26 protein-coding genes, 1 pseudogene and 1 riboswitch are annotated in these 23,182 nt (G+C 52.0%); of the genes and pseudogenes, 9 read left to right on the forward strand and 18 right to left on the reverse strand.

Annotated features, from left to right (window positions below; all coding sequences use genetic code 11):
* Positions 1 to 251: 251 nt before the first annotated feature.
* The 3 genes from PUT07_RS01670 to PUT07_RS01680 all read right to left on the reverse strand — a co-directional run bounded on the left by PUT07_RS01670 (position 252) and on the right by PUT07_RS01680 (position 2,452).
* Positions 252 to 488: a hypothetical protein gene (locus PUT07_RS01670; RefSeq protein ID WP_274466000.1), complete on the reverse strand. Its 237-nt coding sequence runs from the start codon at positions 486 to 488 to the stop codon at positions 252 to 254.
* Positions 489 to 590: 102 nt separating this feature from the next.
* Complete coding sequence (locus PUT07_RS01675; protein ID WP_274466001.1) at positions 591 to 1,091, reverse strand: NUDIX domain-containing protein; 501 nt, start codon at positions 1,089 to 1,091, stop codon at positions 591 to 593.
* A 23-nt stretch (positions 1,092 to 1,114) separates the two neighbouring features.
* Entirely contained in the window at positions 1,115 to 2,452 is a 1,338-nt protein-coding gene (locus PUT07_RS01680; RefSeq protein WP_274466002.1) for a DUF2252 domain-containing protein, read from the reverse strand.
* A 197-nt stretch (positions 2,453 to 2,649) separates the two neighbouring features.
* Here PUT07_RS01680 and PUT07_RS01685 point away from each other — a divergent pair, with 197 nt between their 5' ends.
* Complete coding sequence (locus tag PUT07_RS01685) at positions 2,650 to 3,225, forward strand: CBO0543 family protein (RefSeq protein ID WP_274466003.1); 576 nt, start codon at positions 2,650 to 2,652, stop codon at positions 3,223 to 3,225.
* Positions 3,226 to 3,301: 76 nt separating this feature from the next.
* On the opposite strand, the gene gloA2 is transcribed toward PUT07_RS01685, so the two are convergent.
* The 9 genes and pseudogenes from gloA2 to PUT07_RS01725 form a co-directional block, all read right to left on the reverse strand.
* Positions 3,302 to 3,709 (reverse strand): SMU1112c/YaeR family gloxylase I-like metalloprotein, encoded by a 408-nt coding sequence (gene gloA2, locus PUT07_RS01690; protein WP_274466004.1) that lies wholly within the window; start codon positions 3,707 to 3,709, stop codon positions 3,302 to 3,304.
* A 72-nt stretch (positions 3,710 to 3,781) separates the two neighbouring features.
* Positions 3,782 to 4,696 (reverse strand): exopolyphosphatase, encoded by a 915-nt coding sequence (locus PUT07_RS01695; RefSeq protein WP_274466005.1) that lies wholly within the window; start codon positions 4,694 to 4,696, stop codon positions 3,782 to 3,784.
* 135 nt (positions 4,697 to 4,831) lie between these two features.
* The gene (locus tag PUT07_RS01700) at positions 4,832 to 5,131 is read right to left on the reverse strand and encodes a hypothetical protein (RefSeq protein WP_274466006.1); all 300 of its coding nucleotides are present in this window, start codon (positions 5,129 to 5,131) and stop codon (positions 4,832 to 4,834) included.
* Positions 5,132 to 5,238: 107 nt separating this feature from the next.
* Positions 5,239 to 5,331: riboswitch (cyclic di-GMP riboswitch) on the reverse strand.
* Between the two features lie 102 nt (positions 5,332 to 5,433).
* The gene (locus tag PUT07_RS01705) at positions 5,434 to 6,660 is read right to left on the reverse strand and encodes an MDR family MFS transporter (RefSeq protein WP_274466007.1); all 1,227 of its coding nucleotides are present in this window, start codon (positions 6,658 to 6,660) and stop codon (positions 5,434 to 5,436) included.
* Between the two features lie 477 nt (positions 6,661 to 7,137).
* Positions 7,138 to 7,418, reverse strand: a pseudogene (locus PUT07_RS35535) (IS91 family transposase); the annotation flags it as partial.
* Between the two features lie 25 nt (positions 7,419 to 7,443).
* The gene (locus tag PUT07_RS01710) at positions 7,444 to 8,232 is read right to left on the reverse strand and encodes an ABC transporter ATP-binding protein (RefSeq protein WP_274466008.1); all 789 of its coding nucleotides are present in this window, start codon (positions 8,230 to 8,232) and stop codon (positions 7,444 to 7,446) included.
* Positions 8,233 to 8,245: 13 nt separating this feature from the next.
* Positions 8,246 to 9,484 carry an MFS transporter gene (locus PUT07_RS01715; RefSeq protein ID WP_274466009.1) on the reverse strand — a complete coding sequence of 413 codons (1,239 nt, stop codon included), beginning with the start codon at positions 9,482 to 9,484 and terminating at the stop codon, positions 8,246 to 8,248.
* Positions 9,485 to 9,541: 57 nt separating this feature from the next.
* On the reverse strand, positions 9,542 to 10,249 hold the full coding sequence (locus PUT07_RS01720; protein ID WP_274466010.1) for a FadR/GntR family transcriptional regulator: 708 nt from the start codon (positions 10,247 to 10,249) through the stop codon (positions 9,542 to 9,544).
* Positions 10,250 to 10,377: 128 nt separating this feature from the next.
* On the reverse strand, positions 10,378 to 11,406 hold the full coding sequence (locus tag PUT07_RS01725) for a hypothetical protein (protein WP_274466011.1): 1,029 nt from the start codon (positions 11,404 to 11,406) through the stop codon (positions 10,378 to 10,380).
* A 163-nt stretch (positions 11,407 to 11,569) separates the two neighbouring features.
* Here PUT07_RS01725 and PUT07_RS01730 point away from each other — a divergent pair, with 163 nt between their 5' ends.
* Positions 11,570 to 12,460: a TIGR01777 family oxidoreductase gene (locus PUT07_RS01730; protein WP_274466012.1), complete on the forward strand. Its 891-nt coding sequence runs from the start codon at positions 11,570 to 11,572 to the stop codon at positions 12,458 to 12,460.
* A 118-nt stretch (positions 12,461 to 12,578) separates the two neighbouring features.
* Positions 12,579 to 13,073 (forward strand): glutathione peroxidase, encoded by a 495-nt coding sequence (locus PUT07_RS01735; protein WP_274466013.1) that lies wholly within the window; start codon positions 12,579 to 12,581, stop codon positions 13,071 to 13,073.
* 51 nt (positions 13,074 to 13,124) lie between these two features.
* Here PUT07_RS01735 and PUT07_RS01740 read toward each other — a convergent pair whose 3' ends face one another.
* Entirely contained in the window at positions 13,125 to 13,346 is a 222-nt protein-coding gene (locus PUT07_RS01740; protein WP_127454674.1) for a DUF1450 domain-containing protein, read from the reverse strand.
* A complete protein-coding gene (locus PUT07_RS01745) occupies positions 13,346 to 13,648 on the reverse strand; it encodes an iron-sulfur cluster assembly accessory protein (protein WP_274466014.1) in 303 nt (100 codons plus the stop codon). Before PUT07_RS01745 ends, PUT07_RS01740 begins: the two co-directional genes overlap by 1 nt.
* Before the next feature lie 247 nt (positions 13,649 to 13,895).
* Here PUT07_RS01745 and PUT07_RS01750 point away from each other — a divergent pair, with 247 nt between their 5' ends.
* Genes PUT07_RS01750 through ytvI form a run of 3 tightly spaced genes read left to right on the forward strand, consistent with a single transcriptional unit; the run spans position 13,896 to position 16,167 of the window.
* On the forward strand, positions 13,896 to 14,255 hold the full coding sequence (locus PUT07_RS01750) for a winged helix-turn-helix transcriptional regulator (RefSeq protein ID WP_127454678.1): 360 nt from the start codon (positions 13,896 to 13,898) through the stop codon (positions 14,253 to 14,255).
* Between the two features lie 31 nt (positions 14,256 to 14,286).
* Positions 14,287 to 15,033 (forward strand): type I methionyl aminopeptidase, encoded by a 747-nt coding sequence (gene map / locus PUT07_RS01755; protein ID WP_274466016.1) that lies wholly within the window; start codon positions 14,287 to 14,289, stop codon positions 15,031 to 15,033.
* Positions 15,034 to 15,054: 21 nt separating this feature from the next.
* Positions 15,055 to 16,167: a sporulation integral membrane protein YtvI gene (ytvI, locus tag PUT07_RS01760; protein ID WP_274466017.1), complete on the forward strand. Its 1,113-nt coding sequence runs from the start codon at positions 15,055 to 15,057 to the stop codon at positions 16,165 to 16,167.
* A gap of 50 nt (positions 16,168 to 16,217) precedes the next feature.
* Here the strand turns inward: ytvI and PUT07_RS01765 are convergent, their stop codons facing one another.
* On the reverse strand, positions 16,218 to 17,003 hold the full coding sequence (locus tag PUT07_RS01765) for a helix-turn-helix domain-containing protein (RefSeq protein ID WP_274466018.1): 786 nt from the start codon (positions 17,001 to 17,003) through the stop codon (positions 16,218 to 16,220).
* A gap of 124 nt (positions 17,004 to 17,127) precedes the next feature.
* On the opposite strand from PUT07_RS01765, the gene PUT07_RS01770 reads away from it, so the two are divergent.
* The 3 genes from PUT07_RS01770 to PUT07_RS01780 all read left to right on the forward strand — a co-directional run bounded on the left by PUT07_RS01770 (position 17,128) and on the right by PUT07_RS01780 (position 20,187).
* Positions 17,128 to 19,374 (forward strand): FAD-dependent oxidoreductase, encoded by a 2,247-nt coding sequence (locus PUT07_RS01770; protein ID WP_274466019.1) that lies wholly within the window; start codon positions 17,128 to 17,130, stop codon positions 19,372 to 19,374.
* A 197-nt stretch (positions 19,375 to 19,571) separates the two neighbouring features.
* Complete coding sequence (locus PUT07_RS01775) at positions 19,572 to 19,751, forward strand: hypothetical protein (protein WP_274466020.1); 180 nt, start codon at positions 19,572 to 19,574, stop codon at positions 19,749 to 19,751.
* A 256-nt stretch (positions 19,752 to 20,007) separates the two neighbouring features.
* Positions 20,008 to 20,187: a DUF2524 domain-containing protein gene (locus tag PUT07_RS01780; RefSeq protein ID WP_274466021.1), complete on the forward strand. Its 180-nt coding sequence runs from the start codon at positions 20,008 to 20,010 to the stop codon at positions 20,185 to 20,187.
* 45 nt (positions 20,188 to 20,232) lie between these two features.
* Here PUT07_RS01780 and PUT07_RS01785 read toward each other — a convergent pair whose 3' ends face one another.
* The 3 genes from PUT07_RS01785 to racE all read right to left on the reverse strand — a co-directional run bounded on the left by PUT07_RS01785 (position 20,233) and on the right by racE (position 23,108).
* Positions 20,233 to 20,442, reverse strand: a complete 210-nt coding sequence (locus PUT07_RS01785) for a hypothetical protein (protein WP_274466022.1) — start codon at positions 20,440 to 20,442, stop codon at positions 20,233 to 20,235.
* Between the two features lie 65 nt (positions 20,443 to 20,507).
* On the reverse strand, positions 20,508 to 21,398 hold the full coding sequence (locus PUT07_RS01790) for a M14 family metallopeptidase (protein WP_274466023.1): 891 nt from the start codon (positions 21,396 to 21,398) through the stop codon (positions 20,508 to 20,510).
* 900 nt (positions 21,399 to 22,298) lie between these two features.
* Positions 22,299 to 23,108, reverse strand: coding sequence for a glutamate racemase (racE, locus tag PUT07_RS01795; RefSeq protein WP_274466024.1), 810 nt, complete (start codon positions 23,106 to 23,108; stop codon positions 22,299 to 22,301).
* Between the last annotated feature and the right edge of the window lie 74 nt (positions 23,109 to 23,182).

Below are 23,182 nucleotides of genomic sequence, written 5' to 3' on the forward strand. Positions count from 1 at the left end.
TTTCCAAATCCCCGTGAAATGCTGTAATCCTGGAACGCCATCACCGAGTTTAGCGCCGGCTTAGCCTCGGAATAGTTCATATGCTTCATCACCCTATCTTCGTTGTTATGCTTGCAGTGTACGCAGCGGAAAAGAGGGATACCGTGACTTAAGGGCGCTTATCTTTTTTTAATATAGGCCGTTGAAAACAAAAAAAATGCCGCCTTGGTGTAGGCAGCATGGATAAGGCAATATCTTAAATTCATAAATCATTATTTCACGAAATTTCCGCCAAACTGTTTCACAACTTCTTGTACTTCCCCTAATTTTTCCGGTTTCAGCAAGCTGATCATCTTCGGGATAAACTGCTGAACATCCTCTAGCGAGAACGTGCCTTCAGCTTGTTTCTTGAAATTAATCGTAAGAATTTCTCTCGCTTCTTCCTCTTTACCTTCTTGCACTCTTTCCAAAATAAAATTCAAAAATTTGTCTTGACTTTGCTTGTCCATATTCGTTGCCTCCTGAAGCCATTTTACGAAACCTTTTGGTTTCGCATTTATTATAACACCTATAAGTTTACTGTCAAACAGTCTCTCCGTTGGAACTCCGAACTATTCCAATCTCAATGTCCCATCATATGCCATCAAGTCTTGAAACACCCTTGTGTGATGTCTTGCAAATAGTTCATTTGAAGCCTCAGGCAAACAATCGACCGGAAAGAACGCAGCGTCTACGCTCTCCTCGGTCTCCCGTTCAATTGTCCCCAACCACTCATCCACTCGAAACAGATATTCGATGACTTGATGCTCATTCCCCCAGCGGTCTGTATAGGTTTGTGTCTGGGGTGAAGAATAAATGGCAATTAAAGTCGCCCTTCGCACGTCAAGTCCTGTCTCTTCTTTAACTTCACGCTGCATCGCTTCGAATACGGATTCATCCAGCTCCATGCTGCCTGCAGGCATGCCCCACTTTCTATCGCCAGTTCGCTTAATGAACAGAGCATGCCCTTTATCGTCAAGAATAATTGCTCGTACGGCGTTCACGATCACCTTCTGCGTGCCGATGACTCTACGAAGTTTGCCCAAATAGGAATCCTGCCAACCACCGCTCATGCATACCACCTCATGTACTCAACCTAATCCATCCGCTCGCCAAGCCATGCCTTGAACAAGTCATAGTCTTCCTCCACCTGATGCGCATAAGAATGGGCCCAGCCAGCGATATGGTCGCAAAACGCATCCGTATCCGGTCCGATCGCGCGATGAATTTCATCCTCGCTATGATAGGCGATCAGCCCGTGCTCCACATCCGCATCCGCCCGCGCATGAAGCTTCGCCGTGATCTTCCCCATACACTCCAACACCGGCATTAGCTCCTCCAGTCGCGTTATCTTGTCCGCCTTCAGCCGCTTCTTGTATGGAGAGCGTTCCCGCACGTAGAAATCGCGGCCGCCGATCGTCAAATAACCTAGAAAAGGGTCTGCCTCATGATGCATCGCTTGCTGCGTAGTCATAACCCGTTTGCCTTGATGGCTGAAATGTGTCCAGAACGACTCTGAATACGGCATGAAATATGCCGGTACCGGTGCTCGAACTTCCTTCACCTCGAGGATTCTATCGTCAAGCGCATGCTCGCCGCCTTCCCCTTCAATGAGCACATAATAGCGGTCCAAACCGATAGATGCCGTACCCGAACCGTGCTTAACCGCAACGTCCTTGATTGCGTAGTACCCGTCAGGACGTTTCGTGCTTTCCGCAAGCGATGCCACATAATGCGGCCAGCTTTCCTCCAGCTTCCTGCGCTCTTCTGCCGTAGGCGGAACGATCTCATCCGATTTCGCAAACCTTCTTGCCGTGCGCGTAAGTGTAGTAACGCCCTCCAGGAACTGGGAAGCTACCCGCTTCTCCGTCTTTTTCAACAGCTTGCGGAGGAGTCCTGCCGTCCTGTCCTTATCGAAGACAAGCGTACGCGGATCATCCTTCCGTTTCGCAAACCTGCGAATCTGATTCACATAGGCTTCCAAGTACGTGGTGATCGCATGGGCTTGTCCTTCTTCTTCGATCTGCTTGGTTCGGCATACCAACGCAATGCTGACCGACATCCGAAGCAGGTCATACAAGTAAGAGCCCAGATAGCCTTCATCAAAGTCGTTCACATCATAGACGATCCGGCCTTCTTCGCTGCGGAACGCCCCGAAATTCTCGAAATGCAAATCCCCCTGAACCCATGTCGGCCTCTCTGGCGAGCTGTGATAAGGGAACCATTCCCGGCTGACGTCAAAATAAAACAAATAGGCGCTCCCCCGGTAGAATGAAAACGGACTCCCCGCCATCTTCGCGTATTTTTGCAGTCGCTTCGCTTCGGACAGCCCCATGATCTGCCCGTCGAACTCGTCGAGCACACGGCTAAGCAGCTCTTTGCGCAGCCGCTTGTGCGTAATTCGGACGCGTTCGGTTAGCAGCTCCGTCTTCATGCGCAACACCACCTTACTTCTAATAAAATTGGTTATTTATTCATCGTAGCCTGCGCGCCGACAACATGTCAACGCGGCTGTCGTCCATGCCTGCGGCCGCAGGCAAAGGCAGCACCATTCCAATTTTTTCACATGGATCTGTGTAAAATCCTGCAAAATGCACATATTAATAACAAAAACATGCAGGGAGATCTCCAATGACGCCAGAGCAACAGCATGTATTCGAGGAGTTACTTACAAAAGAGAAATCCATCTCAACTTCATGGGTCGATTATTGGCATCAGTTTTCGAACGCCCAGACGTGGCAATTCTGGTTCAACCTAGCTCTACTCCTCCTGCCGCTGGTCGTTCTATGGTTCGCTCTCGACCGTAAGAAAGCATTGCAAATAGGCTTTTATGGGTTCAGTATCCACATGATGGCGACCTATATTCATATGTTTGGCGAAAGAAATTATATATGGGCCTTTCCATACAAAATTGTGCCATACCTGCCGACAAGCATTACGCTGGACGCATCCTTTAATCCGATTGTACTTATGCTGGTATATCAGTGGACCCTGAATCACAAAAAAAATTATTACCTATACAGCGCGATCATGTGCGCTCTCTTCTCGTTCGTCTTCAAACCGCTCCTATCCGTGTTCGACTTGTTTCATCTGTACGGCAGGATGAATTATTTCTACCTGTTCCTGCTTTATTTCCTGGTGACCATACTCGCCAAACTGATTACCGACCTGTTCGTTTCTTTCCAGAAAAACTCGCACCATGCATAGGCACCTATACAAAACAGGGCTATCTGCGAAAGATCATCATGATCTGGCGCCGATAGCCCTTATTATGATCTTGGACCTATGTTGCGTGCCCGTCTGTATATTCCACCAGCTCCAGAGGAAGCCCGTCCGGATCCGCAAAGAACGTATACCGGTCGCCGGTTACCGGATCGATGCGCACGGGCTCGACCGATATTCCTTTGCTCTCCAAGTCTCTCACGCTATCGTCCATATTCGCTACCACGAACGCCAAATGCCGCAATCCCCGCGCCTCAGGCCGGTTCACCCTTAACGGCGGATTCGGGAACGAAAACAATTCAATCTGCTGCTCCGACTCGCCTATCCGCAAATCCAGCTTATACGAATCCCGCTCCGCCCGGTACGTCTCGGCAATCACCGTCATGCCCAGCAGGTCGACATAGAAATGCTTGGAACGCTCGTAATCCGAGCTAATAATGGCTACATGATGAATACGTGTAATGTTCATTCGTTCGTCCTCCCGACTTCGGCAAAAAACCGCATTCCGGGACTCCCCCTCCTGCGGTTCGTTTTACTTATTTTAACCGTCTGCTCTCATCGTTTCAACGATTTTCTGCAGAATGTCCTCAGCTTGCGCATAGTCAACCTGGCAAGTGCCTGCCGCATGGTGGCCTCCGCCGCCGTACTGGAGCATCAACGTTCCGATGTTCGTGTTCGACGAACGGTTCACGATGCTGTGGCCGCAGGCGAATACACAATTTTGTTTGTTACGCCCGTCCACGATCCAGATGGAAACATTTTGCTCCGGATATAACGCATACACCATGAAACGGTTACCCGGGTATATCGTCTCGACGCCGCGAAGGTCGGTAATGACTACATTCCCCTCTGTCCGCGTATAGGTATGCAGCATGTCCCGGTACAACGCATCCAGCTCATAGTACCTGGTTACACGCTCTTTCACATCCGGAAGCTCCATGATTTGATCGACAGTCATGACAGCACAGTGATCCACCAGATCTTCCATCAACTGATAGTTGCTGATCCGGTAGTCGCGGTACCGGCCAAGCCCTGTCCGGGCATCCATAATAAAGGAGAGCAGATCCCAACCTGATGGGTTCAAAATATCGTCTTTGCTGAACTGCGCAGCGTCCGCTTTGTCCACGCCCTGCATAATGTCATCAATATCGCCGAATGTTTCCTTGCCGCCGTAATAATCATAGACAACGCGCGCCGCACTCGGTGCAATGCGGGTTTCCCCTTTGAACGCCACCTTCTCGCCCATCCGCTCCAGCTCGCTGGAGTGATGATCGAACCATAATCCGCAGCCCGGAACGTACGGCACATTCGCCAAAATATCATTCTCCGTTACTTCGATGAGACCGTCCTGCATATCTTTGGGATGAACGAATTTCATTTCATCGACCATTTTCATTTTTTTGAAAAGCATCGCACAGACTAAGCCGTCAAAATCAGAACGTGTGATTAATCTCATCCCATGAATCCCCCTAATGGATAGTGCTTAAGCACTATTCAACCTTATAGAATCCCATTATATCAGCACCTGCCGATGGGTGACAATGATTTTGTCGGATATACGATACAGACGCAAAAAAAAGAACGGCCCGCCCTAAAGAGGCTGTGCCGTTCTCAATTTGAACGTTAATATTTGATAAAGTCTTGTCATGAAGGCTTCGATTTGCGGCATCGCCGGCATTTTCACCGACAGCTTAACTTCGCCTTTCCAATAGAAAATCAAGATGCTGCTGCTTCTTCCATGAAACATTTCAACATCCCAGCAAGCTTCTTTCAGAGAATATTCTTCACGATTAATTAATAGCTTGGGCCCATCTGAGGATGGTACCAAACGGGCAACATGGTTGCCGCAAAGCGATGTTACTTTCTGCTCTTCCTGCAATTCGAACTGCATGCTGCTTGATCCTCCTTTGTAAGATTTGTTGTACGATTCGTTATCACAGCGAAAAACCCCACCTTGGTGAACCGATCGCAGGGGGGTCTAAGTTGAGTACCCAATCGTTCGGCAACTGGCTGGCAACGAGTCCGTTTCAGAACAAGGAAGCCCCTTTAGCTTTGCGTCACTGACTTTCGCCAGCTTTGCCATTTCGAGATGTAATGTGAAGTCTTTTGACATGAAAATGAACTACACTCTCAAGGATAAGGGAAGTTGTTTCGAAAACGTATAGTTCAAAAGAACTAATTTTGCAATTTTATTCATAAAATTTCTTTTTTCGACGTATTTTTTAGGTGCATTTGTAGATTTGTGGCACCTTTCCAGTAAAACAACGATCCAGCCATGATCACAACCGCCATAACCAGATACAAGGTACTGCCGCCATAAGCGACAAGCAGGAAACCGCCCACCCAAGGACCCATGAAATGACCGATATTCGTTAGGGTTTGAGCCCCAAAATAAGTGCCGCGCATATGCTCGGGAGCTAGTTTATCGATCAGCATGTTAGCCGCCGGATAATTCAATATTTCCCCAAGTGTAAAAATCGCCATAGATCCAATCATCCAACCCAGGTTATGCGAGAAGGCGAACCCGATATCCCCGAGAGCGAACATCAGATTACCGGCAACGATCGTCGCAAGGGGCGTATACTTGTCCGAAATCCGCGTGAGCGGAATTTGCAGCGCAATGACAACAATCGCATTCACACTCATGAGGATTGCAAACATATTGACGCCTTCGGCGAAGTTTTGCTCCAAATACTGAGAAAGTGTGACCATCACCTGCGAATAACCGATGGCGCCGATAATGCCGCCGAGGATATAGAAGCGAAACGTAATATCCTTGTGTACGACCCGCAAGGCAGAGACGAATGTCACCGGCTGCTTCTTCTCGCCTTCAATTTGTTTAATCCCGAATACGATAAGCAGAACATAGAGCGTGACCGCATAGATGAAGTAGACAATGCCAGTGAGCAGAAAAGGCAGCGCCCCATCCATCGTTGCAAAAAATGCCCCCAATAGCGGCCCTACGGCAACGCCCACATTGATTGCCATATATCTCATTGAGAACACGCGCAGCCTTTTGGCCGGCTCCGTCAAGTCCGCCATCAACGCCTGCGACACCGGCTCATAGAACGAGCGGCATAAGCCGTTCAACATATTAAGCAGCATGAACAGAATCGGTAGTTTCACGAGACTGAACCCGACGAATACGACCGCCCATCCGAAAAGTGCCGCTAACATAATGATGCGTCTGCCGAACCGGTCGGATAAATTGCCCCCGATGAAGCCCCCTACGGTCCCAGCTAACGAACCCATGCCGATGACGATACCGATCATGACCGCACTCATCGATGTATGCTTGGCCAAATAAATCGCCAGAAAAGGCAAACTCATGGAAGATGCCGCTCTGGCCATGACCGTTCCAAGTATTAACGTATGTACAATCGGATGATACGAACCAAGAAAACCGCGCAATCGATTCATCTGGATGGACTCCTCTAGCCATTAATTTACCTACGGTCAAGACATCAAAAACCCATTATACACGAAAAACGGCGCTCCGTGTTCTTTTTTGTCTAAGATTGTCCGTCAGGAAAACCCTGATTCAAGTATGAAGAATCTATACAAGAAAGCTCGGCTCCTCTAAGAGAGCCAAGCCTCTACCGAGAGTCCCGCCCATAGCGGGAATTTCTCCTGTTACATGCAGCCTGGCGAATCCTCGAATGCTGAATAACAGGAATTCCTCCCGTTATTCAGCCCGTACTCGCAGCCTTTACAAGAAATGGGGATGAATTAACGGGAGGAATTCCCTTTATTCGTACAACTGGGCTAAATTCCTCGCGAATAACGGGAGAAATTCCAGTTACGACCTGCGGCTGACCAAGAAAAGCTCGGCTCCCTCAACGAGAGAGCCCCGCCCCGCCGCAGTTTAAGAAAAACCGTCAGGGAATATCGCCCTGACGGTCCGATCTTATGCTTCTTCTCAAAATGTTCTTTAATCATCCGTACGGCCTCGTCCATGAACTCTTTCAACATTTTTCTATCCAGCAAAAAAGATTCCACAGCCCTTCATCGATTGTAAATACCACATGTCGATGATTCACCTGGAATACATCCTTTGTTAGTAATCGGCTCCATTCTTCCGTTTCGGGGATCTCCGCAACCACGAATTTCTGTACTTCTTTCACTTCGTTAGGTCGAATAATGGCGTTATACGTACCTCTACACAGGCGGCTTGACATACTGATCCTATTGCGTTGTTCAAGCTCAATCGCTAGAAGGAATAGATAGCCATGGGCGCTCGCCCCTCCAGTTAACCTCGACTTCCGTCTCGAAAAAGGCGGATAAGCCTGCGCTCGTCAACACATCGCGCGACAACCCTCTGGCGAACACCTCGCCGCGCCGAATTAACAGCGACCGGCTGAACACAGGCAAAATCTCTTCGATATGGTGCGTGACGAACAGCAGTGTCGGCGCATCCGGCCCTTGAGCCAATTCATCGATGCTGGCCAACAAGGCTTCCCGGGACAGGAAATCGAGCCCGTTCGTCGCTTCATCCAGGATCAGCAGCTTCGGCGAAGCCATGAGCGCCCTGGCAATAAGCAGCTTCTGCTTCTCCCCTTGCGAGCAGGACTGATACGTCCTGTCATAGAGATGGAGACAGGAAAGTCGCTGCATCCAATGTCTCGCCTGCTCGACATCCGCCTCGCTCGGCTTCTCGTACAGACCGATGGACGCGTGCTTGCCGCTAATGACGACATGCTGTGTCCGGTCGGAAGCATACAGCTTTTCCTGCAGGGAGGAGGATACCCAGCCGATCCTTTTGCGCAAATCTCTCAGATCCACGCTCCCGAAAGGATGGCCAAGAACGGAAATTTGCCCTTGGGTAGGCCACATATAGCCGTTGATCATGTTCAGAATAGTCGTTTTTCCCGATCCGTTAAGACCCAGTACAGCCCAATGCTCGCCTTTGTTTACGTGCCAGTCGATTCCTTGCAGGATCGTTTTATCGTCACGCTGCCACCAAACATTGCTCATTTCTATTATCGATGTCATTGGGTACTCTCCTTTATGCGTTGACAGCGGCAGGTGCCGCCTCAGGCTGCTGTACGTTCAGCTTCTTATCCGACGGCAGCAGCGCCGCCAGCAATCCGATCAGCGGCAGGAAGGCGCAGAGCTTGATGACGTAGGAGATGCTCGTCGCATCAGCCAGGTTACCCAGCACAGCGGAGCCAATCCCTCCTAAACCGAAAGCAAGGCCGAAGAATAAGCCCGAGACCGTCCCCACTTTGCCGGGCAGCAGCTCCTGCGCGTAGACGACAATGACGGAGAAGCCGGATAGCAAAATAAATCCGATACATGCGCACAGCACGCCAGCCCAGAACAGATTGGCATACGGCAACAGCAGCGAGAACGGGGCAGTGCCCAAGATGGAGAACCAAATCATGTTTCTTCTGCCGAACTTATCCGCCAGCGGTCCTCCCATGAATGTACCGACCGCTCCGGCGGCAAGCAGGGTGAAGATGAACAGTTGGGCTTTCTCTACGGAAAGCTGATGCTGCTCGATCAAATAAAAGGCATAGAAGCCTGTCATGCTTGCGACATAGACGAATTTGGAAAATAACAGCAGGATCAGGATCGTTATGGCGTAAGCTACCGTCTTGCGGGGCAGCGGCTGCTTGGCGGCTGCCGCCTTGTCGGTTGAGCGGGAACGGTTTTTGCCCGCGTTGCCGTACCATTTGGCTACGAAAAATTGAACGACAATCGCCGCTGCAGCGACGAACGAGAACCAAATGATGCCGAATTGGCCGAAAGGTACGAAAATCAAGGCCGTGAAGACAGGAGCCAGCGCCTGCCCAATGTTGCCGCCCGTCTGGAAAATCGACTGCGCGAGCCCTCTGCGGGGCCCTGCCGCCAAGTAGGCGACACGGGAAGCTTCCGGGTGCAGAACAGAGGAGCCTATCCCAACAAGAATGACGGCGCCCAGCACTTGAATGAACGAAGAAGCGACGGCGAGCAGAATGACGCCAAGAAGCGAGAAAAATACGCCTGCAGGCAGCAACAGCGGCTTCGGCCTCGCATCGGTGTATAAGCCGATTAGCGGCTGGAACAAGGAGGCTGTCACATTCAGCGTAAACGCGATCCATCCGATCTGCGAGAAGCTCAGCTGCAGGGAGCTATGCAGAATCGGGAAGACAGCCGGAATGACGGATTGAATCGCATCATTCAACAAATGGACCAGAGAGATGGAAAATAAAATGGCATAAACGGTTTGATTGCTAGCTGATTCTGATTTCGATACTGACATTGCAAACAGCCCCTTTCATCATATCATCTGATGTTTAATAACAGAGGAGAGATCAAGCTACTCCTGATTGATATATTTCTCCAGCTGGGACACGGTTTCATCGAGGTTTTTCATCGTCCAGTACTCTACTCCCGCGACGTCTTTATCCTTGATCGCCAAGTACATATTCTCATGGTAGAGATGATGGGGATCATGAATGGTTTCGACGCTGACCAATTTCTGCGAAGCTTCCAGAAGCGCCGACGTGAAAGACCGGTACAAGTCGACGACGACGGAGTTTTTGCTCGCTACGGCAATGGACAGATGGAATTTGACATCGAAATTCAAATAGGTGTTCATGTCGCCTTTCTCCAGCGCCTCTAAGCGCTGATCGAGCGCACTGCGCATTTGCTCGAGATCGTGCTCATCGCGCCGCTCGGCGGCAAGCCGGGAAATCTCCAGCTCCAGCATTCTTCGAACCTCGTAGACTTCGAGAATCTCCGCTCTGCGCAGCCTGTGATCCAGCGGCTCCTGCATGCCGGATTGAGCCTTGAGGAACGTGCCGAAGCCCTGCTTCTTCTCCAGCAGTCCGGCGTGCACAAGCACCCTGACCGCTTCGCGGATCGTCGAGCGGCCGACGGCGAATTGCTGCATGAGCTCCGGCTCCGTAGGAATTTTATCGCCCGGCTTAATCTCTCCTTCCGAGATTTTCTTTTGCAGCTGATTCACCACATCGTCAACGAGCTTGGGACGATTCAGCGGTTGAAAGGACATTTTGGAATTCATCAGATCATCTCCTGTTTGGAAAGAGTATAGCATAGGCCCTCTTCCATTTTCCATCTATTTTTTATCATGCCCCGCATGAAGAAAAACACTTCCCCCGTTCGCTTAGGAAAGTGCTGATGGACAATGATTCAGCTGGACCCGCAACCGGATCCGCAGCTGGATCCCGAAGAACAGGAAGACCCTGAAGAACACGAGCTTCCGCTGCCAGAGTCGCCTGAGTCGCCTGATTGGCCGGAATCGCCGGAATCACCTGAATCATCGGAGTCGGAGCCTCCGAAGCCCCCGCAGCCTGAAGATGAGCAGCCGCTCTGCTTATCTCTCGGATCGACCGGAGCGTTCTCCGGGTAATGGTCGTTCATCTCGCTGGCATAGCTCTCCGGGTTATGGATGGAGAAGAACATCATCGCACCTGCCAAATAAACCATGGAGGCCGGATTGATAAGCGGGTCGTTCCACCCTGTATCCTCCATCTTGCGGCTTGCCGCCGCCTGCCTGGCCTCCTGAACCGCCTGCCGAATCAATAGGTCGATCGTTTCCGCAACCTCCGGATACCGCCGTGCCTGTTCCATATTGAACAGCTGCTCGGCAATGATATCCGGCTGGTCTGCGCGCAGCAGCTCCGTGAGCTGCGCATCCAGCGGATTGCGGAAGAAGCCGTTCCAGCAGCGTTTGCTGCTCGGCGCGAACTCGAATAAATGCGCGTATACCCAATCGAACCAAGCCCGTTCTCCCGGTATCATTCTCGGCTCGCGCTCCGGAGAGTGATGGATGACGCCCCCTGCGAATTGTTCCCCGAACCGCTGGTATTCTCTGGTGAACATCAACATCTCGTGCCAGATATCATCGATTTCGCTGCTGAACATCGGAGTCGATTTCAGGATGAGCGTCATCAGGAAATAGCGCTTCAGCTCGAACCATTTGCAAGCGAACTCATCGTCGGTCATGCGCGGATGCTCGGAACGGACCCGGTATTCGATTCTTTCCGCATAATCGGCCGGAATCGAACGGTTCAGCTTGGCGACTATTCCCTCTAGCGGAATACCTTGAAGAAGCCCGGCACCTTGAGGCAGATCAGCGGCCCGGTAGACCGGTTTGCTTGCCGCTTGCCGGCTCCGCTTTGGCTTTTTCGTTGATTTGCCGAATAAAAAACGAAACATAGGCATCCCTCCTTTTATCCAATATACCATTTGTTTCCTTAACTGTGTCAATGCCAAAAATCCCGCTCCATACAGCGCATACCGCCCCTGCTTCACGCAAATGGAATATTCGCTGGGCATGCAAATTTTGCAAATGATATAATGCGTTTATGGAGGTGTTTCGATGAAAATAGCAGTCACCGGCGGGAGCGGCTTTATCGGCAGACGCTTGATCGCCCATTTCCTGCGGCAGGGTCATGAGGTTATGACGATCTCTCGCTCTTCAGCTACCGTCGTGCCTGGCGCACGCACGGTAACCTGGGAGCAGCTCCGCTCACCGGAAGCGTATACGGACGGTCTGGATGCCATCGTCAACCTGGCCGGAGAGTCCATCAACCAGCGATGGACCGCAGCCGCGAAGTCCCGCATTCTGGAATCGCGCCTGCAAGCCGCCCGCCAAGTAGCTCAGCTCGTAGAACGGATGGACAAGAAACCGCAGGTCGTCATCAACGCATCGGGCATGTCGGTCTACGGCACCTCGGAGACGGCGACCTTCGATGAGCGCAGCCCGCAGAACGAGACGGATTTCTTATCCCGCGTAGTCGTGAAGTGGGAGCAAGCGGCGGATCAAATTCGCGGACCGCGTATCGTGAAGGTTCGGGTCGGCTTAGTACTCGACGGCAAGGAAGGCGCCTTCCCCAAGATGGCTATGCCCTATAAGCTGGGCGTCGGAGGCCCGGTCGGCAGCGGCAGGCAATGGCTGTCGTGGATCCATATCGACGATATGGTGAGACTGATCGATTTCTGCCTACACGACGAGTCAATAAGCGGTCCCGTGAATGCAACCGCACCCAACCCCGTCACGAACAAACAATTCGGGGCTGCACTGGCCCGTGCGCTGCATAGGCCGAATCTTTTTCCGCTTCCCGCTTTTGTCATGAAGCTCGTCTTCGGAGAATTGTCCGTCCTGCTTCTGGAAGGGCAGAAGGTGCTGCCCCACGTGCTGCTTCAGCATGGCTTCTCCTTCTCGTATACGACCGTCGAAGCTGCGCTGGCGGATATAGTGAGCCCATAAACCCGGACTTCACGAGGGCTTCTCGTTGTGTTCGGGTTTCTTTTTCAAAAAACACTTCACAATCCATTTAAATTTGTGTACAATTAATTTGTTTGAAATATAAATAAGGGTGATGTTAATGAGCATCTATCAATTTACAGCCCGGACCATCCGCGGCGACAATAAATCGTTATCCGACTATGAAGGCCAAGTGCTGCTTATCGTCAATACAGCGTCCAAATGCGGGTTCGCCCCTCAGTTCCACGGCCTTCAAGAGCTGCATGACACCTACCAAGACCAAGGCTTCAGCGTCCTAGGCTTCCCCTGCAGTCAATTCAAAGATCAGGAGCCTGGCGACGATGCCCAGGTCGAGCAGGTATGCCAGCTGAATTTCGGCGTCAGTTTCCCGTTATTTTCCAAGATAAATGTGAACGGCCCTGACGCTCATCCGCTTTACCGTTATTTGAAGAAGCAGGCTTCCGGCCTGTTCGGCTCCGCCATCAAATGGAATTTCACGAAGTTTCTCGTCGACCGGAACGGCAAAGTGATCCGGCGCTTCTCCCCTACGACCACACCGCGCAGAATCGAGAGCGAAATCCGCAAGCTGCTGGCGAAATCGGCTGTGCACGCCTAAACAGGGCAAAACAAATAAACCGTCTGGGTCCATTACCCAAACGGTTTATTGTTATTTGACATATTTTTTTGCCTTTTCGATCGCTTCGTCTTCGGTTGCCCCTGTCACATAGCGGCCATTAATGAATATGAAAGCAAACCGGGAACAAGGTCCGCAATAGGACTTACACGCCACCTTGACTTCAGCGTCCGGAGCTATGACTTTAATTTTGGAAAGTGCGCTTTTCACCTTCATGTGTTTGCATTTGTCACAAATGCGGATATCATTGCGCATTAGTGATCTCCGTGGTTCCCCTTGCTCGGGTTCGTGATCATGAAGCCTTCTTCCGGCGTGTAGAAATAGTCGATACGGATACCGTCCAGCAAAGGTTCATTTCCGTCCAGCAGGACATCGATCCCTTTGTCCGTGCTTACAACGACATCGTTCTCGGATTTATCGTCAAGACCCAAACCATAGTGCGCATGATCGCCATGTTTGTGAGTCACTTGGACGCGGACCAGAAGGCCTTTGTTTTCTTCTTTATCAAGCTCCAATTGAAGTACTTTTGCTGCATTGCGCGAAATTTTGACTTTCATATGTACACATCTCCTGAAACTATAAATTTTATTTCTTATTGTAAAGAATCTAGGTCTCGAAATCAACCTTTGTGCATAGCGGGATTGAAAGCGATTGTAGGAACGCCGTTACGCCCTGCTATTGCTAATTAGCCGCACGAACTTTAAAATACATAGTAGTGAAATTATTTTCCCCTTATTATATGACGGTAACTTACTTACTTCTTGGATAGTAATGTACAACACAATTGGAAAGGATGCGTGCCTGATGTCAACTCTTGAAAATGAAAAAGTCGCTCCCCTCAGCAATTATGTACCCAAAGTGCCCAAAGTAATCGAATGCTCCATTGAACGAACGCTTGAGGTCATCGGCGGAAAATGGGCGTTTCTCGTACTTCGGGAACTGTTCTGCGGAACAAAGCGATTCGGCGAGCTGCAGCGTCAAGTGACAGGAATCAGCCCAAAATCCTTAACCGACATTCTGCGTCATCTGGAAGATCACGGCGTTCTGGAGCGTACGGCTTATCCGACCGTTCCCGTTACCGTCGAGTATACCTTGACACCGAAAGGCCAGGATTTGCATCAAATATTAAAAGAAATGAAGCTATGGTCAGCAAAGTGGACATAATGAGGAATATCACCTGAGGAGTTGGACGTACATGATTACCATCAAGACAAAGGAACAAATTGAAAAAATGGGCGCAGCCGGGCGTATTCTGGCGGATTGCCACAAAGTGATTGCGACTATGATCCGTCCCGGCATCACGTCCTGGGAAATCGATCAGTTCGTCGAAGGATTTCTGGCGAAGCACGGCGCGACACCGGAGCAGAAAGGCTATCACGGCTATCCGTATGCCACATGCGCATCGGTCAATGACGTCATCTGCCACGGTTTCCCGAAGAAGGAAGCGCTGAAGGACGGCGATATCGTAACGATCGACATGGTCGTGCGCAAAGATGGCTGGCTGGCGGATTCCGCTTGGTCGTACGCGGTAGGCAGCATCTCGCCCATTGCGGAGAAATTGCTCCAAGTGACGAAGGAATCGCTGTACAAAGGCATTGAACAAGCCGTTCCCGGCAACCGCATCGGCGACGTGTCGCACGCCATTCAGGTATATGCGGAGTCGCACGGTTTCTCCGTGGTCAGAGACTTCATCGGCCATGGCATCGGTTCCGAGATGCACGAAGAGCCGCAAGTCCCGCATTACGGACCTGCAGGCAAAGGGCCGCGCATCAAGGAAGGCATGGTCTTTACCATTGAACCGATGCTGAACGTAGGCAAATACCATTCCAAAGTCGATGCCGACGGTTGGACTGCAAGAACCTACGACGGCAGTCTGTCCGCTCAATATGAGCACACGATTGCGATTACGAGTCAAGGACCGGTTATTCTAACGGAACAATAACGCCGCCCCCGGAGGACATGCATGATTTCTTTTTACAAGAAATATTGGAGAACTGCTTTTGACATTGCTCTTATTGTTCTAACGGTCTACTTATTCATGCTGCTGTTCAGCTACTTGTACCGCATCGCGACGCCTATCTTCCTGGCTCTGATCATCTTCATGATGATCGAGCCGCTGGCTAGGTTTCTGAACCGCAAAGGGATGCGCAAGTCGATAGCGTCCGCGATCTCCACGCTGATCTTCGTCTTGATCATCCTCGGCGCGCTAGCGGGGGCAGCCGTTATTTTCACCAGCCAGATCATGAGTCTTGTCGATAAAATCGACGATTACCAAGCCGTCTTCAATGATCAAATCGTACATAGAATCAGCGAATTAAATGAACGGTTCCAAGCGCTTCCTCCTGAAGTCATTATCAAAGCCAAGGAATATGCCGGACAATTCGCTGGCAAAGCCTCCAAATTTATCATCGGTTTCTTATCTGGACTCGTTACCTCATTGACTTCCTTTTCCACTTTCATGTTCAACTTCATTGTCGGAATCATTTTGGCTTACTTCCTCAGTATAGAAATCGATGCCTGGAAACGGCTGGCCAGCGAGAAAACGCCCAATACGTTCAAGTCCGTGTTCTTCTTTCTCAAAGAAAATGTCGTCAAAGGCATTGTCTCCTATGTGAAAGCGCAGCTCAAGCTGATTACATTAACGTTCATCGTGGTGTTCGTCGCTCTGCTGCTGCTCGGCGTCAATAACGCGTTCTCGATCTCCCTGCTGTCGGCCATCTTCGATGTCCTGCCGCTGCTGGGCGTATCGACGCTGTTCATCCCGTGGATCGTCTACTTGTTCATCGTCGGCCAAACTGCACTGGCGATCTGGTTAAGCGCTCTTCTCCTCGTCGTCATCCTTGTCAGACAAATTATGGAGCCCAAGATTACCGGGGAATCGCTTGGCGTTTCCGCTTTCACCACGCTGGCCTTCATGATCGTCTCCCTCTCGTTGTTCGGGGTTGCCGGCGTCATTCTGTCTCCGGTTCTGATTATCTTGTTCAAGGCCCTTTATACGCAAGGCTATTTCCAGCGGTGGATCCGCAAGCCGGAAAACGAATATACGCCAGGAAGTTCGCCTTCCTCCGGCACTTAAGCTTCAAGAAGCTCCGATCCGCACCTTGTGGATTCGGAGCTTCTTCCTTGTTAGACGCGATACATGCTGCGGTATACCGAAGGAGGCATCCCGATCTTCTGTGTAAACACGCGGCTCAAATAAAAGCCGTTCTCATATCCGCATCTCGCCGCGATAGCGTCCAGCGTCAGCGTCGTGCCTTCCAACAGATGCCGCGCTCGCGTCAACCGCATCTCATTGACGAATTCCGATGGCGTCTGACCTGACGCTTTGCGGAATCTGCGGGTGAATTGAACCGGCGTAAGCCCGAGGGAGACAGCCAGCTCCAATAAGGAAAGACTGGCATAGGCATGATCCATCATGTATTTGCGTGCCGTATCCATGAGCGCGTCACTTTCGGTATCGGACTCGTCCTTGCGGATCTTCTCGATTTGGACCAGCCGGAGCAGATCGTTCACCATATGCTGCTTATGCAGCGTGCTCTCTTCGTCCCAACCGGACAATTGTTTCAAATAATCATAATTCGAAATAAGCCGCTCTTTATTGTGGACCGTCACTTTGCCCCGCCAGCCCTCTTCTTCCTCCGCAGACCCAGGTTCCGATAGCCATAGGAATTGTACAAAATGAAACGACAGCGGCTCCAGCGTTCTCCTCTGGAAGCCCGCATGCGGCGGACACAGAACGATATCGCCGAACCCGGCTTCTCCCTTCTTATCGCCGATGCCATAGCAGAATCTTCCGTCCTCCACCGCAAATAAAGTCCAGCAGGGGTATTGGTCTTCGTCATACATAAACTGTTCTTTGCGGTGCCAATACACATGAGAAAGGAGCTTCACGGCCACATCGCGATAGGTCATGGAACGCCCCTCTTTCATTTTGAAATAAAGTATATGCTCATTGTAACTGACTGCATGTTCAAAGGAAATAAAATCTTCTACAATGAAATCAAAGATATTCTAATAACCAGTGAGGTGCATGGTAATGAAGCATGAAATTGTGACATCCGATATCACCGTCATCGGCGGCGGCCTGGCAGGCGTATGTGCGGCAATCGCAGCTGCCCGTCTGGGTCAGACCGTTTCCCTCGTTCAGAACCGCCCTGTTCTTGGCGGCAATGCCTCCAGCGAAGTTCGCGTATGGGTATGCGGAGCTACTTCCCACGGGGTTCATCGCAATGCTCGTGAAACCGGTATAATGGGGGAACTGTTCGTAGAGAATCAATATCGCAATATCGATGGGAACCCGTACATTTGGGATCTCGTCGTACTGGAGAAAGTAAAAGCCGAGAAGAACATTACGCTATTCTTAAACACCGACGTGCACGAAGTCGAGGCTGACGGCGATGAGAACGCCCGGACGATCCGCTCCGTAACGGGCTGGATGATGGGCTCGGAGCGCCGGATTCGCTTCGACAGCCAAGTCTATCTGGACTGCACGGGCGACGGATTGGTCGGCTTCCTGGCCGGAGCCAAGTTCCGGCTCGGCCGCGAAGCGCAGGAAGAATTCAACGAGGAATGGGCTCCGCTCGTTCCGGATGATATTACGTTAGGCAGCACGCTTCTATTCTATACGAAAGATGTTGGCCGGCCGGTCAAATATATCCCGCCAAGCTTCGCCAAAGATATTACGCAGACGACGATTCCGATGCGCCGCGTCATTCGCAGCGGCGACAACGGTTGCTCATATTGGTGGATTGAATGGGGCGGCGAGCTGGACACCGTTCATGAGAATGAACGCATCCGCGATGAACTGTCCTCGGTCATTTACGGAATTTGGGATTATATCAAAAACTCCGGCAAGTTCGACAGCGAGAACCTCACCCTCGAATGGATCGGCTCGATTCCAGGCAAGCGGGAATACCGCCGTTTCGTAGGGGACTACGTACTGAACCAGAACGACGTCATCGCGCAGAAGCTGTTCGAAGACCGCGTCGCCTTCGGCGGCTGGTCCATTGACCTGCACCCGCCGCAAGGTATGTACGCCACCGAGAGCGGCTCCAAGCACATGCATATGGACGGCAGCTATCATATTCCGTTCCGCTCCCTCTATTCGTCCAATGTGACGAATATGCTCATGGCCGGGCGCAATATCAGCGCGTCCCACGTCGCCTTCGGCACGACGCGCGTCATGGCGACTTGCGCCGTCATCGGCGAAGCCGCGGGCACAGGCGCCGCGCTGTGCGCCGCGAAGGGCATCTCGCCGCGCGAGCTGCACGGCAGCCACTTGAGCGAGCTGCAGCAAACGCTGCTGCGGCAGGATGCGTCCGTGCTCGGCGTCAAGAACGGGGACGCAGCCGATCTTGCGCGCAGCGCATCGGTGAGCGCCTCCAGCACGCTCACGATGCTTGCGCTCGAGACGACGGGATCGGTCTTGCCGCTTAACGTGCATGCAGCGCTGCTCGTGCCCGTAGATCCGTCTCTGAACGGCGTTGAGCTGCTGCTCGATGCCGCGGAAGCTACGGAGCTTACGGTAGAGCTGTGGAGCACCGGCAAGCCGCAGAACTACGTGCCCCACACGATGATAGCGAGCGTTCAGGTGGCTGTGGCCGAGGGCAGCGCACAGTGGGTTCAAGCTCCTCTGAGCTGGGAGCCGAATGAAGCGCAGAACGCGTTCATCATCTTGCGGAGCAACCCGGCCCTGTCCGTGCATCTGTCATCGAAGCCGCAATCCGGCGTGCTCTCGTTCAAGAAGATCGATAAAGACACTTCCGCCGACTTCGGAGATATGCATCACCACCAGCCGGTCATTGACTGGAACGGCAAGGAGTTCGTTCGCAAGCCGCTATGCTTCCGCCTGCTCTCGCCTACCTACGCGTTCACGGCCGATAAAGTCTTGAATGGCTACAAACGCCCGTACGGCGGACCGAATATGTGGTCCTCCACAGCGATGGAAGCCGGTAAGCCGGAATGGCTGGAGCTCAATTGGCCGAAGGCTGTGCCGATTCGCAGCATACACCTTACGTTCAATGACGACGTGCATGAGGATCTCATCAACCTGCACCACCATCGGACAGAGTTCGAGATTATTCCGGAGCTGGTGAAAGATTATAAGCTGCAAGCCTATGTCGGCGGGGAATGGAAAACCGTTGCCGAAGGCAGCGACAATCATACTCGCCATCATACGCATGTGCTGTCCAATACGGTTGAAACCGACCGTCTGCGCGTCCTGATCGAATCGACGAACGGTTCGCAGCGGGCAGAAGTTATGGAAATCCGCTGCTACAGCTAACCAAAACCAAGCACGCCAAACGGCAGAATTTGCAGCCGTTTGGCGTTTTTTGGGTTGACGGCTTAGCGGGATTCCCGACAATATTTTGCGATAAATAGGTCTTCGATACTCTTGCGCAACCTTACATGGTGTGTTATATTAAAAGTGCGACAAATCAAGGTTTCCTCTTCAAAAAGTTGACATAGGAGTGATGAAAAATGGATCAGAATTCCGTTCAAATTCGTCAAGGCGAAGAGATTATTTATGTAGAAATGACTGTTAAGGAAGCGCTTGCATTAACAGGGGCCAAATTTAACCTCAACCAAAAGCTGGAGAGAGACGCGATCAAGAAGGTTAAACAGCGCCTAGAAGATAAACTGCTCCCTCCCAACCATTAATTTGCCCACAGAGCCTGGTGAACGGTGCGAACCGTACGCCGGGCTTTTTTATTTTTGGCTCTCCGCCGTATCAAAATCCGCTAACGGTTCATACTAATCTCGCAACTCATCAAATCATACTGCCAAGGAGTGAACGACATGTCAGAGAGCCACAAACAGCAAGGACACGGAAGACAAAATACGACGACACGCACGCAGGATCAAAAGAGCAACAAAGGGCACAAATAACGATAGCGGAATCTAAGGAGGGCCATCTATGCTGGACAATTTAGAGAGCAACTACGATTGTGCGAATGCTGGCACCGATTTACACAATTTGATCCAGGAGCTGGAGCAGTTCGAAGGTCCCGATGAGCAGCGCAACCGGCTGGAGAACCAGATTCATTGGATTCAGAACAAATGCTCCATCCCGCACGAACATTTCCGTTACAGGTAACATACAAAAAGTCCATGCCTCCTAACCGGGCGTGGACTTTTCATTTTAATTAATTTTTCTTCTTGTCAGAATACACGGAACCCCTTTACCTACTGCCCCTGGCTTCTCCATCAAAGCCAAGTAACGAAGCCCTCTCGTGCATGGCGTTTTGCAAACCGAGCATGTTGCCGACTCCACGATTCTCATGGTGTACTGCTCGATGGATGAAGCAATCTTCTTCTTCGCGACCTTGCCCTTCCCTTTCGGTGGTGCCATAACCTCGCCTCCCAGCTCTTCCTTACTTCAGTATATGAAGTCCGGGAGGATCGGTTCTTGGAGATCTACCCCCTGATGGTCTGCAAATCCAGCGCCGTCAGGAGGATCGGAACGATCTCGGCGTAGAGTCCGGCAAACGACTCGGGAGGCAGCGGATTAACGCCAAGGCCCACCTCGACGGTAAATCCGGGCCTGCGGAAATGCTGAATGAACCAATCTTTGTAGCCCGCATCGCTGTCCGTCAACTTGACGGCCTGGTACCCGCTGGCCGTCGCCAAATGCTCGGCAAAGTCCTCGGCTTCCGGCGGTTCGTACCCGCGGTAATTCCAGTAGATTTCCCTCCCTTGCGTATGCAGCGCAATGACCAGCTCGAAGGGGTGGCATTCGGTGAAACGGGCGATCGCCGCGGCTTCCGGCTCCGACAGCGGCTCCGGTCCGCCGTAATCCCGCGCTCCAGGCCCCAGCTGCCCTCTGCGAGCCACTTCCTCCTCCCAATGGGCCGGAAACTGGTCGTTCAGGTCGACGCCTCTTATATTGGCCTTCCAGGCGCTGAAATCCGCTGCTCCGCCGTTCCATTCCAGCAGTTGATCCCGGTACGGATGTTCCGGACTCACGCCGTTCAGTACGAGCTCCACGCCGTCCGGATTCACCATGGGGACGATCCAGAACGAATACTCGGAGAACAGACGTCTGATATTTCTTCCTTGCCATGCCGTTCCTCTCGCAAACGAACAGGCTACATCCTCCACGAATTGCATGATGAGGGGTGTCGTAATCCATTCGTTGGCATGAAAGGCTGCGTTCACATGAATTTCTCTGGCGCCTTGGCCCAGCCGCACCGCCGGTATGCTTCTTCCCATCACACTTTCGCCTATAGTTTCGACACACAGGAAAGGATAAATTTTCCCGAGCCGATTAAGCTCACAGCATAACGTGTCATACCCGTATCCTAACATACGACCACCTCGCACCTCTGTAATCTCTTACGTAGGTTATGAATATGCCCGCCGCAGCGGATTCATGCGGACGCGGGGGCGGCGGGGGTTCGGGTCAGGGCGCCTGGGCGGCTGTCCTGCCGCACCCGCGGGGTGGGGTTACCGCCATGCACCGCGGCGGTCTGAGCCTGGAGCCTGTCTTGCCCCCCGCGGTGTACATTTACCGCCATGCACCGCAGCGATCTGGGCTCGAGCGGCTCAAAAGCCGCTTCTAACGGACACAGCAGCCGTTATCCGCACTGCATGCAGCCTGTGCCGCCGCTAACGGACACAGGTGACCTTATTTGCCGATTTCGAGCCGAAAATCGGCCCCCCGAAGGCAAATAACGGCACTGGTGTCCGTTACATGCTGGAAGCGGCCCGATATCAACGAATAAGGGCCGCTGTGTCCGTTGCAAGCCGCGCGACCTTGCCCATGAACATAACGGACGCAAAAAAATGACCCTGCCGGGTCATCTTTCGTCATCGCTATTAGAAAGCGGTGTGGATTTACCGCCAACTCTGCGGCAGTCTGAGCCTGGAGCCTGTCCTGCCGCACCCGCGGTGTGCATTTACCGCCATGCACCGCGGCAGTCTGGCCCCGCGCGGCTTCAAAGCCGCTTCTAACGGACACAGCAGCCGTTATCCGCGCTGCATGCAGCCTGTGCCGCCGCTAACGGACACAGGTGAACTTATTTGCCGATTTCGAGCCGATAATCGGCCCCAGAGGGCAAATAGCGGCACTGGTGTCCGTTACAAGCTTCAAGCGGCCCGATATCAACGAATAAGGGCCGCTGTGTCCGTTGCAAGCCGCGCGACCTTGCCCATGAACATAACGGACGCAAAAAAATGACCCTGCCGGGTCATCTTTCGTCATCGCTATTAGAAAATGGTGGGCATCTGCCAAACAACGGGTGTCATCGCAATCTGCTCCTTGAGCCAGTTCTCGGTAATCCGTTTGAAGCGGTCAGACTCACCGCTGCAGAAAAATTGGTGAATCGGCAGACTGCCTGAAGTCTCCATCATTTCACGGTGATATAAAATCGTGCTGATTTCTCTCGCCGTTTCATCCGCCGATGAGATCAGCGCGACGTCCGGGCCCATCACCCGTGCTATCGGCTCCATCAAAAACGGGTAATGGGTACAGCCGAGAATCAAACAATCGATCGGCTTGCCGACCAGCGGGCGGAGGGATTGCTCCACAATCTCCTGCTCCTGCTCCGCGCCGAACAGCCCCTTCTCCACGAATGGCGCGAGCAGCGGACAAGGCTGGCTGTACACCTGCACGTTAGGCGAAATTAACCGCAGCGCTTGCTCGTAAGCCTTGCTGCGGATCGTCCCGTCCGTACCGATCACGCCGATAACGCCGCTTCGCGTTTGCTTGATAGCGGCTCGCGCCCCGGGCGAGATAACGCCAATCACAGGAACGGATACGCGTTCGCGGATATCTTCGATAGCAACGGCCGTTGCCGTATTGCAAGCAATGACAATCATTTTCGGATGGTATTGAATCAAATAATCCACGATTTGCCGAGTGAAGGTACGTACTTCATCCGCAGAGCGCGGACCATAGGGGCTTCGGGCAGTATCGCCGAAATAAATCACTTTCTCTTGCGGCAGCTGTCTCATAAGTTCTTTGACTACAGTTAATCCTCCGACTCCCGAGTCCAGTACGGCTATCGCTTGCTGCACACCTATCCGCTTCCTTTGCCGGTTAATGAATTACGCGGGTCACATGGATAGAATATGAACGTACAAGCTGAAAG

Origin of the sequence: Paenibacillus sp. MAHUQ-63, from assembly GCF_028765165.1 — a bacterium.
Taxonomy (GTDB): domain Bacteria; phylum Bacillota; class Bacilli; order Paenibacillales; family NBRC-103111; genus Paenibacillus_E.

What these genes read in the sequence shown, in the direction of transcription:
- PUT07_RS01695 (WP_274466005.1), bottom strand. Translation starts at nt 4,696, where the DNA reads ATGAGATTAATCACACGTTCTGATTTTGACGGCTTAGTCTGTGCGATG.
- map (WP_274466016.1), top strand. Translation starts at nt 14,287, where the DNA reads ATGATTACCATCAAGACAAAGGAACAAATTGAAAAAATGGGCGCAGCC.
- PUT07_RS01750 (WP_127454678.1), top strand. Translation starts at nt 13,896, where the DNA reads ATGTCAACTCTTGAAAATGAAAAAGTCGCTCCCCTCAGCAATTATGTA.
- PUT07_RS01725 (WP_274466011.1), bottom strand. Translation starts at nt 11,406, where the DNA reads ATGTTTCGTTTTTTATTCGGCAAATCAACGAAAAAGCCAAAGCGGAGC.
- PUT07_RS01685 (WP_274466003.1), top strand. Translation starts at nt 2,650, where the DNA reads ATGACGCCAGAGCAACAGCATGTATTCGAGGAGTTACTTACAAAAGAG.
- PUT07_RS01675 (WP_274466001.1), bottom strand. Translation starts at nt 1,091, where the DNA reads ATGAGCGGTGGTTGGCAGGATTCCTATTTGGGCAAACTTCGTAGAGTC.
- PUT07_RS01715 (WP_274466009.1), bottom strand. Translation starts at nt 9,484, where the DNA reads ATGTCAGTATCGAAATCAGAATCAGCTAGCAATCAAACCGTTTATGCC.
- PUT07_RS01770 (WP_274466019.1), top strand. Translation starts at nt 17,128, where the DNA reads ATGAAGCATGAAATTGTGACATCCGATATCACCGTCATCGGCGGCGGC.
- PUT07_RS01705 (WP_274466007.1), bottom strand. Translation starts at nt 6,660, where the DNA reads ATGAATCGATTGCGCGGTTTTCTTGGTTCGTATCATCCGATTGTACAT.
- PUT07_RS01700 (WP_274466006.1), bottom strand. Translation starts at nt 5,131, where the DNA reads ATGCAGTTCGAATTGCAGGAAGAGCAGAAAGTAACATCGCTTTGCGGC.
- PUT07_RS01735 (WP_274466013.1), top strand. Translation starts at nt 12,579, where the DNA reads ATGAGCATCTATCAATTTACAGCCCGGACCATCCGCGGCGACAATAAA.
- PUT07_RS01680 (WP_274466002.1), bottom strand. Translation starts at nt 2,452, where the DNA reads ATGAAGACGGAGCTGCTAACCGAACGCGTCCGAATTACGCACAAGCGG.
- gloA2 (WP_274466004.1), bottom strand. Translation starts at nt 3,709, where the DNA reads ATGAACATTACACGTATTCATCATGTAGCCATTATTAGCTCGGATTAC.
- PUT07_RS01745 (WP_274466014.1), bottom strand. Translation starts at nt 13,648, where the DNA reads ATGAAAGTCAAAATTTCGCGCAATGCAGCAAAAGTACTTCAATTGGAG.
- PUT07_RS01710 (WP_274466008.1), bottom strand. Translation starts at nt 8,232, where the DNA reads ATGACATCGATAATAGAAATGAGCAATGTTTGGTGGCAGCGTGACGAT.
- PUT07_RS01720 (WP_274466010.1), bottom strand. Translation starts at nt 10,249, where the DNA reads ATGAATTCCAAAATGTCCTTTCAACCGCTGAATCGTCCCAAGCTCGTT.
- PUT07_RS01785 (WP_274466022.1), bottom strand. Translation starts at nt 20,442, where the DNA reads ATGGCACCACCGAAAGGGAAGGGCAAGGTCGCGAAGAAGAAGATTGCT.
- PUT07_RS01790 (WP_274466023.1), bottom strand. Translation starts at nt 21,398, where the DNA reads ATGTTAGGATACGGGTATGACACGTTATGCTGTGAGCTTAATCGGCTC.
- PUT07_RS01775 (WP_274466020.1), top strand. Translation starts at nt 19,572, where the DNA reads ATGGATCAGAATTCCGTTCAAATTCGTCAAGGCGAAGAGATTATTTAT.
- PUT07_RS01765 (WP_274466018.1), bottom strand. Translation starts at nt 17,003, where the DNA reads ATGACCTATCGCGATGTGGCCGTGAAGCTCCTTTCTCATGTGTATTGG.
- PUT07_RS01780 (WP_274466021.1), top strand. Translation starts at nt 20,008, where the DNA reads ATGCTGGACAATTTAGAGAGCAACTACGATTGTGCGAATGCTGGCACC.
- ytvI (WP_274466017.1), top strand. Translation starts at nt 15,055, where the DNA reads ATGATTTCTTTTTACAAGAAATATTGGAGAACTGCTTTTGACATTGCT.
- PUT07_RS01670 (WP_274466000.1), bottom strand. Translation starts at nt 488, where the DNA reads ATGGACAAGCAAAGTCAAGACAAATTTTTGAATTTTATTTTGGAAAGA.
- PUT07_RS01740 (WP_127454674.1), bottom strand. Translation starts at nt 13,346, where the DNA reads ATGCGCAATGATATCCGCATTTGTGACAAATGCAAACACATGAAGGTG.
- PUT07_RS01730 (WP_274466012.1), top strand. Translation starts at nt 11,570, where the DNA reads ATGAAAATAGCAGTCACCGGCGGGAGCGGCTTTATCGGCAGACGCTTG.